Consider the following 8,665-nt stretch of genomic DNA (forward strand, 5'->3'; position numbering starts at 1 on the left):
TCCTTATTGCAGTGCTTAGGGCCGGTGGCGACCAAGGCCGGCTTCAGGGTTGGATAGCTATCGGGCGTCAGTGCTGCCCCTCATCGCCCTGCCGGGCACTTCTCCCCGTATAGTGACGGGGAGAAGTGGCTGGCCGCAACGCCGGCGCCATCCTTGCAACGCTGATGATTGGCGAAATGGGCGATGACAGCGTCCCTCTCCCCGTCACTATACGGGGAGAGGATGCCGGCAGGCAGGTGAGGGGCAGCGCAAACTTCGGCAATTGGTCGCCTCGAATACGGTTGAAACTCACCCGCCCGCCTTGACCTTTTCAAACATCTTGGCGAGGTCGTCATTCTGTTTCATCGGCCCGGTGAAGATGGTGGTCTTCAGCAACACCTCGGGATCGGATGGCAGCTGCAATTTCTCAAGTTCCTCCTTCGGCACGGTGGCGAAGGCGGAGTTCAGCGAGCTGCCGTAGCCATAGGCCTGGATCAGGTATTTGCCGGAGTCGGCATCCAGCCGGCTGTTGATGAAGTCATAGGCGAGATCGACATTCTTGGCGTCCTTGAGCATGACGAAGCCGCAGGCCCAGGTCAGCATGCCCTCCTTCGGCTTCATGAACTCGACCGGCACGCCCTGCTTCTTCAGCGACGTGGCGGACGCGTTCCAGGTCATGGCGGCGACCAATTGGCCGCTGGCCAACGCCTGTTCGACGGAGGTCATGTCGGTGGTGTAGTTGGAGAGCAGCGGGCGCTGCTCGCGCAGCTTCTCGGCCACCTTGTCCATTTGCTCCGGCGTCATGTCGAACGGATTGACGCCGGCGAGCAGTGCGGCAACGACCGGCGTGTCGTGCACGGCGTCGATCGTCGCCATGCGGCCGGCATACTGCTTGTCCCACAAAAGGTTCCAGCTCGCTTCCGGGTTCTTCACCAGATCGGTTCGGTAGAGGATCGAGGTGTTGCCCCAGTCCCATGGCACCATCCAGACCTTGCCGTCGCCGGCCTGCAGGTCGGGCAGGTTCTTGAACACCGGGAAGATCGAATCCCAGTTCTTGATGCGCTTGGTGTCGATCGGCTGCAGCAGGCCTTCCTTGTTCCAGCGCGCCACCTTGTCATAACAGGGATGCGCGATGTCGGGGCGGAAGCCGGCCTTGACCTTGGTGAAGGCGTCATCGTCGTCACCGAAGATGGAGGCCTCGACGCCATCGGGATGCGCGGCAAGGAAGCTCTTGTTGAAATCGGGCAGTTCATAGCCCGACCAGGTGAAATATTGCAGCTTGTCGCCGGCGAAAGCGACGGTCGACGACAGCGTCATCGCGAACGCCGTCAATCCAGCGCAAACAGTCTTTGCAGAGATCGATTTCAGGTCGAATGCCATTGCAGTTCTCCTCTCTTGGTTTGTTTTGGTTGTGATGGATCCGCGGGCTTTGGCGCCGTGGCGGACAGGCCGCGATGGCGCAGGATTTCAGCTGCTGCAGCGATGATGAAGGACACAGCCAGGATCGACGTGCCCAGCGCCATCACCGTCGGCAGCGACTTTGGAAAACGCAGCTGGCTCCAGATGTAGAGCGGCAGCGTCGGCTCGGTGCCGGCGAGGAAGAAGACGACGATGAATTCGTCGAAGGAGATCAGGAAGGCCAGCATGAAGGCCGAAACGATGGCCGGCAGGCTGAGCGGCAGCATGACCCGCCGGAACGTCGTCCAGTCGGAGGCGCCGAGATCGAGCGCCGCCTCGCGAATGGTTTTCGGGACGGCGGCGAAGCGGCTGCGCATGATCACCACGGTCGTCGGCAGCGCCACCAATATGTGACCGAGAACGATGGCGATGCGCGATGGCCCCAAACCAATGAGGTTGATGAGGATCAGCAGCGATATGCCGACGATGACGCCGGGGATCAGGATCGGCAGCCGGGCGATGGCGCTGATGGTGGCGGCCAGCGGCGAGCGGCCATAGAGGTCCATGTAGGATACGGTGATGCCGCACAGCGTCGCGCCCGTGGCGGCAATGGCGCCGATGACGAGGCTGTTCAAGAGTGCACCAGTCAGCGCCGAATTGCCGAACAGTGTCGCGTACCATTGCAAGGTGAAGCCTTGCAGTGGAAACGCTGCCTGGATCGAGTTGTTGAAGGAAAACAGCGGGATCAGCAGCACCGGCAGATAGAGAAAGACCAGATAGGCGACGACGTAGACGCCGAGCCAGCGGCCGCCTCCCTGCGTGCGTGCAGCGCTCATGTGCGGCTGCCAAATCTGCGGTCGGCGAAACGCGCGACCAGCACCACGCACAGGATGACCAGCATGACGGCGACGGAGAGTGCGGCGCCGAACGGCCAGTCATTGGCCTTGCCGAATTGCGCCTGGATCAGCGTGCCGATCATGGTGCTGGCCGGGCCGCCGACGAGCGCCGGCGTGACATAGTCACCGACCGTCGGCACGAAGACGACAAGGGCTGCCGCCAGCACGCCCGGCATCGAATTGGGCAGCACGACACGGCGGAAAGAGGTGAATGGCCGCGCGCCGAGATCGGAAGCGGCCTCGATCAGCGATTTCGGGATGGTGTCCAGCGCCACATAGATCGGCAGGATGGCGAACGGTGCATAGGCGTGCGCGAGCGTGACGACGACGGCGGCCGGCGTGTTGAGAAAGGCCAATGTCGGCTCGGACCAGATACCGCTTTCGATCAGCGCCGAGTTCAAAACGCCATTGTAGGCGAGCACGATCTTCCAGGCGAAGACGCGCAGGAGATAGCTGGTCCAGAACGGCAGCGTCACCAGGAACAGCAGCAGGCCGCGCCGCCGGCCGGCGTGGAAGGCAAGGTAGTAGGCGACGGGATAAGCGGTGACGACGGTCGCCAGCGTGACCAGAGCGGCAATGATCAGCGAGCGCAGCGTCACCGTCCAGTACAGCGGATCGGACACCACAGTGACAAAATTCGCCACGGTGAAGCCGGCGCCGAGCAGCGAACCGTCATTGCCGCGGAAGGCGAGAAAAAGCACGAGGCCGAGGGCAAACAGGATCAGCAGGAAAGTGACCAGAGCGCCCGGCAGCAGCATGGCGACCCGGAAGCCCTGAGAAGACCGGACCTCTGGCGCTGATGTTGCAACTAGGGTCGACATCCACCTGCCTATCGGGATTTTGAAATTGGCTTAGAGTTTTTCATATCCATGAAACTGTCAAGCAGAATCCTCTAACGGAACCCCAAGGAGATGAAGCGCCCTGGTCAGCGCTCCAACGCATCGAGCAGACGGTACCAGGCGATGGTCGCGGCGACGCCGACCTGACGGAAGGCGTGAAACGGGATCGGCCGGATCGGCGAGACCGGGAAAGGCAATTGCCTGGCGTCGCCACTTTGGAGGTAGCCGGCGATGCGCTCGCCAAGCGCGGTCATCAGGCCGACACCACGACCCTGGCAGCCGGCCACGGCCAGCAGGCCCTGCTCCGGCTCATGGATGTGCGGCAGATGGTCCGGCGTCATCGCCACGCGGCCGAACCAGCGCTTCTCGATGGCGACACCGGACAGCACGGGATAGAGCCGCCGCAGCGCCCGCTCGAGATGCGCCCAGTCGCCGGCGCTCGTCGGCAGCGCCATGCGACCCCGGCCGCCAAGCACCAGCCGGCCGTCGGCGCTCTTGCGGTAGTAGACGAGGATGCGCCTGGAGTCCGACACCGCCTGCCCTTCCGGCAGGATCGTGGCCGCCAGATCGGGCGACAGCGGCGCTGTGGCGATCTGAAAGGAATGCAGCGGCACGATCGTCTGAGCGAGACCGGGGATCAGACCGTCCGTATAGGCGTTTGTCGCCAGCACGACCGCCTTTGCCTGCAATTGCACCCCGTTTTCAGTTGAAACACGCCAAACGCCGGCGCTGTTGTCTAGCCGAACCACCTTCTGGTGTCCGGCTACCCTCACTCCAGCCGCGGTCGCGACCCGGGCAAATTCCGACGTGTAGGCGAGCGGATCGATCACACCGGCGCGGCGGTCGAGCCAGCCGCCGAGATAGCCCTGCGCACCGGTCCTGGCCGCGATCTCCGCTGCATCGAGCAACCGGACGTCGGCACCACGCGCGTGCCATTGCCGGTCGCGGTTCGCCGCCGCCTTCAGCGCGGCCTCCGTGTGCGCCGCCTGGATCCAGCCATTGCGGACGAACGGCACCGCCAGCTTCTCGTCGCGGATCAGCTCGAACACCGCATCGGCAGTCGACGCCGCGAAATTGACGAGCGCCTCGCCGCGCTCCGGGCCAAAATGCTCCAGCAGCCATTCCGGATCGTATTTCAGGCCGGGAATGACCTGACCGCCATTCAAGCCCGATGCGCCCTGGCCGATCTCGCCGGCGTCCAGCACCTGCACCGACAGGCCAAGCCGGGCGGCATGCAAGGCGGTCGACAAGCCCATGATGCCACCGCCAACGATGGCGAGATCGACACGTTCGCCATTGGGAAGCCATTGAAACGTGGAAGCTGTCTGTGGCTTGCGCCAGATCGGATCGGAGAATGCTGTCGCCAAAGGTCACCTGACTGCGCTGCGATTGGTGAAAATCCTAGTCAGAATTTCACAATTTTGAAAGAGCGCCCTGGCTTTCGTCTGTGGACTGCCGCCGAGACGATCGGAGACCCAGAGTTCCGATCGCCCGCGACGGGATAGACCTTTGACGGGAATCCGGTGAAAGTGCCGCGCCGATCCGGCCAACCCACATTGACGATCACTTCGCCACATTGTCGATCACTCAGAGGACAGAGCGCTATGACGAACCCGACCCACCTGCCCACAGAGGGCCTTTTTGTCGGACGCGCCAGAAGCAGCGATGCCGCATACCCGCTGGTCGTCGCGGTGCGCGATGGCACGGTCTTCGACATCACCTCGCGTGCGGCACCAACCATGCGCGACCTTTGCGAGATGGCCGACCCGGCTGGGCATGTCCGCTCGGCCGAAGGCAGACCGATCGGATCGCTCGATGACATCGCCGCCAACAGTTTTGAAACCGGGCGCGATCCAGCAAAACCCTACCTGCTCTCCCCGGTCGACCTGCAGGCGGTCAAGGCATCGGGCGTCACCTTCGTCGTCAGCCTGCTGGAACGGGTGATCGAGGAACAGGCGCGTGGTTCGGCTGAAAAAGCCGATGCCATCCGCGCCGACATCGCAGGACTGATCGGCCACGACCTGTCGAAGCTGAAGCCCGGTTCGCCCGAAGCGATGGAGATCAAGGCCAAGCTGATTTCGCGCGGCGCCTGGTCGCAATATCTGGAAGTGGGCATCGGCCCCGATGCCGAGATCTTCACCAAGTGCCAGCCGATGGCCTCGGTGGGCTTCGGCGCCGATGTCGGGCTGCACCCGGTGTCGACCTGGAATAATCCGGAACCCGAGATCGCCATGATCGCCGCCTCCAGCGGCCGGATCGTCGGCGCGACCATCGGCAACGACGTCAATCTGCGCGACGTCGAAGGGCGTTCGGCGCTGCTGCTCGGCAAGGCCAAGGACAACAATGCCTCGGCCTCACTCGGCCCCTTCATCCGCCTATTCGACGACAAATTCTCCATCGATGACGTCAAGCGCGCCGTCGTGCGCCTGAAAGTCGAGGGCGAGGACGGGTTCTCGCTGGAGGGCGCAAGCTCGATGGCGGAGATCAGCCGCTCGCCGGAGGAACTGGTCGCCGCGGCCATGGGGCCGCACCACCAGTATCCGGACGGGCTGGCGCTCTATCTCGGCACCATGTTCGTTCCGTCCAAGGATCGCGGCGAGAAGGGCAAGGGATTTACCCACAAGGTCGGCGACATCGTCACCATCTCGTCGGAAAAATTCGGCGCGCTGGTCAACCGCGTGCAGCTGTCGCCGGACTGTCCGCACTGGACCTACGGCGCCAGCCATCTGATGCGGGAGCTGGCCAGAGCCGATCTGATCTAGCAACTGGTGTCGTCGACGCCCTGCCAAGCGCTGCGGACCTGGTCCCGTGGGCGCAGGATGGTCGCCGGCGTGACCCTTGTCGGCGCAGGCCGCGTTCGCGCGACCCTAAACAATCACGCCAATTATCCGACAGTCGGAAAATCACCTCAGCTGATGCAATCTGATGGGACCGCTGATGACGCCCCGTCAGGCGCCCACTACACCTGCAGATGGAGGCTTGGCAGATGGAGGCTTGCCATCCGTCGAAAAAGGGGATGCTCTGACGCATTCAACCGGCGCTGGCAAAAAGACGCGGAACAAGGGACGGATTTTGAACTGACGATCTACAAACGGGAGGAAATCAAATGCTGACACGGCTAAGACTCGTTCTATACGGCCTGTTGGTGGCGCTGATGGTGGTACCAGCAGCGGCACAGGCCAAGACGTTCTACTGGATTTCGCACGGCGGTCCGGCCGATCCGGTCTGGACCTACTTCCTGGCCGGCGCCAAGCAATGGGCCAAGGACACCGGCAACACGGTCAACACCTCGTTCCACAATGGCGATGTCGCCTCGCAGCAGGAAGCGGTTCGCGCCGCCCTCTCCGCCAAGGCCGATGGTATCGTCACCACGAGCCCCGATCCGGGCAGCCTGATCGAGATCGTCAAGGAAGCGCGTGCGGCGAAAGTGCCGATCATCAATTTCAACACGCCTGATCCGAAGGCCGACTTCAACGCCTATGTCGGTGGCGACAATGTCACCTTCGGCAAGCATTGGGCGCAGTATCTGGTCGACAAAGGCCTGGTGAAGAAAGGCGACTTCGTCTGGATGCCGGTCGAAATCCCCGGCGCCACCTATGGCGTGCAGGAAGAAGAAGGCATCAAGAGCGTCTTCGAGCCGCTCGGTATCACCTATGAAATCACGGAAGCCACGCTTGATCAGGCTGAAGTGATCAACCGCATGGTCGACTACCTCACGGCCAACAAGGCCAAGGTCAAGGCGATCATCGGCCTGGGCGATCTCGTCACCGGCTCGATCAAGCGGGTGTTCGACCAGGTCGGCATCAAGCCGGGCGAAATCCCGGTCGTCGGCTGGGGCAATTCGCTCGACACCACCCAGGAAGTGCTGAACGGCTATGTCAATGCCGGCCAGTGGCAGGACCCGCAGGCGACCAGCTATGTCGCGCTTTCGCTGGCCAATATGGCCGCCGGCGGCATTCCTCCGGGCTTCAACGTCATCACCGGCGCGCTCTACGAAAAAGACACCGCGCAAATCTACGATGACATCCTGTCCGGCAAGTAACATCCAATCCTAGCAGTCGCGGCCGCCCAACGGTCGCGACTGGCTCTCCATTTCGCCGAGCCCTTCGCACGCGATGTGCAACGCTCAGCCTTCCACTCATGTCGCGGATTGCCTGTGGAAAATCATTCGCTCGTCCAACGCCTGATCGCACGGCCGGAATTCGGCCCTTTCGTGCTGCTCGTCGTCGAGATCGCCGTTTTCTGGAGTTTCAACCACGACTTCCTGTCGCCGCAGAACATCTCCAACACGCTGGCCTTCACGGTCGAGCTCGGCCTGATCGCGCTGGCGATGACGCTGTTGATGACATCGGGCGAGTTCGACCTCTCGGTCGGTTCCCTATTCGGCTTCTCGCCGGTCTTGATGTGGACCCTGTTCAACAGCGGCCTGACCTCGCTCGAGGTCGGCTTTGTCGCCGCGCTGCTGGTCGCCGCCTTCATCGGGCTGGTCAATGGCTGGTTCGTGACGCAGCTCAAGATCCCGTCCTTCCTGGTGACGCTCGGCATGCTGCTGGTGGTGCGCGGCACCGCTCTTTTCGTCACCGATGGTTTTCCGCAGCGCACCTGGACCGCGGAAGGCAGCTGGCTGGCGGAAGTGCTGGTCGGCGATTTCTTCATCGGCCCGTTCCGCATCTACATGTCGCTGTTCTGGTTCATCGCCGCGGCGATCGGGCTCGGCTATGTGCTGACGCAAAGCCGCACCGGCAACTGGATCCAGGCGGCCGGCGGCAACCCGAGTGCTGCAAGGGCGCGCGGCGTCAATGTCAGCGGCGTCAAGATCGGCCTGTTCGTGCTGTCGTCGGTCATGGCCTCGCTTGCCGGCGTCATCTCTTCGCTGCGCACTTCCGCCGCCAACCCCAACAGCGGTACCGGCTATGAGTTGGAAGTCATCGCCATGGTGGTGATCGGCGGTACCGCCCTGACCGGCGGGCGCGGCACGATCATCGGCACCGTGCTCGGCATCCTGATCCTACGCGTGATGCGCAACGGCATCGTGCTGATCGGCGTGCCCGGGCTTGCCTACAACATCTTCATCGGCGCCATCATCCTCGGCATGATGGCGCTGCATTCATGGCTGGAACGCCGGCACCAGGCGGGGACTTGAACCATGGCCGAGCCACTGATCCGCATGACGAGCATCCGCAAGTCCTATGGCCGCGTGCAGGCGCTGGAGGATGCCAATTTCCATGTCAATGAACGGGAGATCGTCGGCTTGCTCGGCGACAATGGCGCCGGCAAGTCGACGCTGATCAAGGTGCTCTCGGGTGCCGTTCCGCTGACCAGCGGCGATATCTTCATTCGCGGCAAGAAGGTGAGCCTGCGCAGCACCAGCGACGCCATCGCCCACGGCATCGAGACGATCTACCAGGACTCGGCGCTGGTGACGCAACTGTCGATCGCCCGCAATCTGTTCCTCGGGCGCGAGCCGATCAAGCCGCCGCGCTTCCTCAACCGGATGGACCAGGATGCGATGAACACGGTTGCTCGCGACTTGCTCAAGCAGGTCGGCATCTC

The 8,665-nt window shown here is 62.9% G+C and carries 8 protein-coding genes; 4 read left to right on the top strand and 4 right to left on the bottom strand.

Annotated elements, in window-relative coordinates; translation table 11 throughout:
* Positions 1-288: 288 nt before the first annotated feature.
* From EN964_RS00900 to EN964_RS00915, 4 genes are all read right to left on the bottom strand, one after another.
* Positions 289-1,359 (bottom strand): ABC transporter substrate-binding protein, encoded by a 1,071-nt coding sequence (locus EN964_RS00900; protein ID WP_127270226.1) that lies wholly within the window; start codon positions 1,357-1,359, stop codon positions 289-291.
* The gene (locus tag EN964_RS00905) at positions 1,344-2,213 is read right to left on the bottom strand and encodes an ABC transporter permease (RefSeq protein WP_127270229.1); all 870 of its coding nucleotides are present in this window, start codon (positions 2,211-2,213) and stop codon (positions 1,344-1,346) included. The genes EN964_RS00900 and EN964_RS00905 overlap by 16 nt, the downstream gene beginning before the upstream one ends.
* On the bottom strand, positions 2,210-3,094 hold the full coding sequence (locus EN964_RS00910) for an ABC transporter permease (RefSeq protein ID WP_127270231.1): 885 nt from the start codon (positions 3,092-3,094) through the stop codon (positions 2,210-2,212). The genes EN964_RS00905 and EN964_RS00910 overlap by 4 nt, the downstream gene beginning before the upstream one ends.
* A gap of 104 nt (positions 3,095-3,198) precedes the next feature.
* Positions 3,199-4,479, bottom strand: coding sequence for an FAD-binding oxidoreductase (locus tag EN964_RS00915; RefSeq protein ID WP_127270233.1), 1,281 nt, complete (start codon positions 4,477-4,479; stop codon positions 3,199-3,201).
* Positions 4,480-4,716: 237 nt separating this feature from the next.
* Between EN964_RS00915 and EN964_RS00920 the strand changes: the two genes are divergently transcribed.
* From EN964_RS00920 to EN964_RS00935, 4 genes are all read left to right on the top strand, one after another.
* Complete coding sequence (locus tag EN964_RS00920; protein ID WP_127269324.1) at positions 4,717-5,874, top strand: fumarylacetoacetate hydrolase family protein; 1,158 nt, start codon at positions 4,717-4,719, stop codon at positions 5,872-5,874.
* A 344-nt stretch (positions 5,875-6,218) separates the two neighbouring features.
* Positions 6,219-7,154, top strand: a complete 936-nt coding sequence (locus tag EN964_RS00925) for a substrate-binding domain-containing protein (RefSeq protein WP_013532868.1) — start codon at positions 6,219-6,221, stop codon at positions 7,152-7,154.
* A 114-nt stretch (positions 7,155-7,268) separates the two neighbouring features.
* A complete protein-coding gene (locus EN964_RS00930) occupies positions 7,269-8,255 on the top strand; it encodes an ABC transporter permease (RefSeq protein WP_127269325.1) in 987 nt (328 codons plus the stop codon).
* Between the two features lie 3 nt (positions 8,256-8,258).
* A partial coding sequence (locus tag EN964_RS00935) for an ATP-binding cassette domain-containing protein (protein WP_164775703.1) occupies positions 8,259-8,665 on the top strand: 407 nt, incomplete at its 3' end.

It is taken from the genome of Mesorhizobium sp. M7A.F.Ca.CA.001.10.2.1 (assembly GCF_003998575.1).
GTDB lineage: Bacteria > Pseudomonadota > Alphaproteobacteria > Rhizobiales > Rhizobiaceae > Mesorhizobium.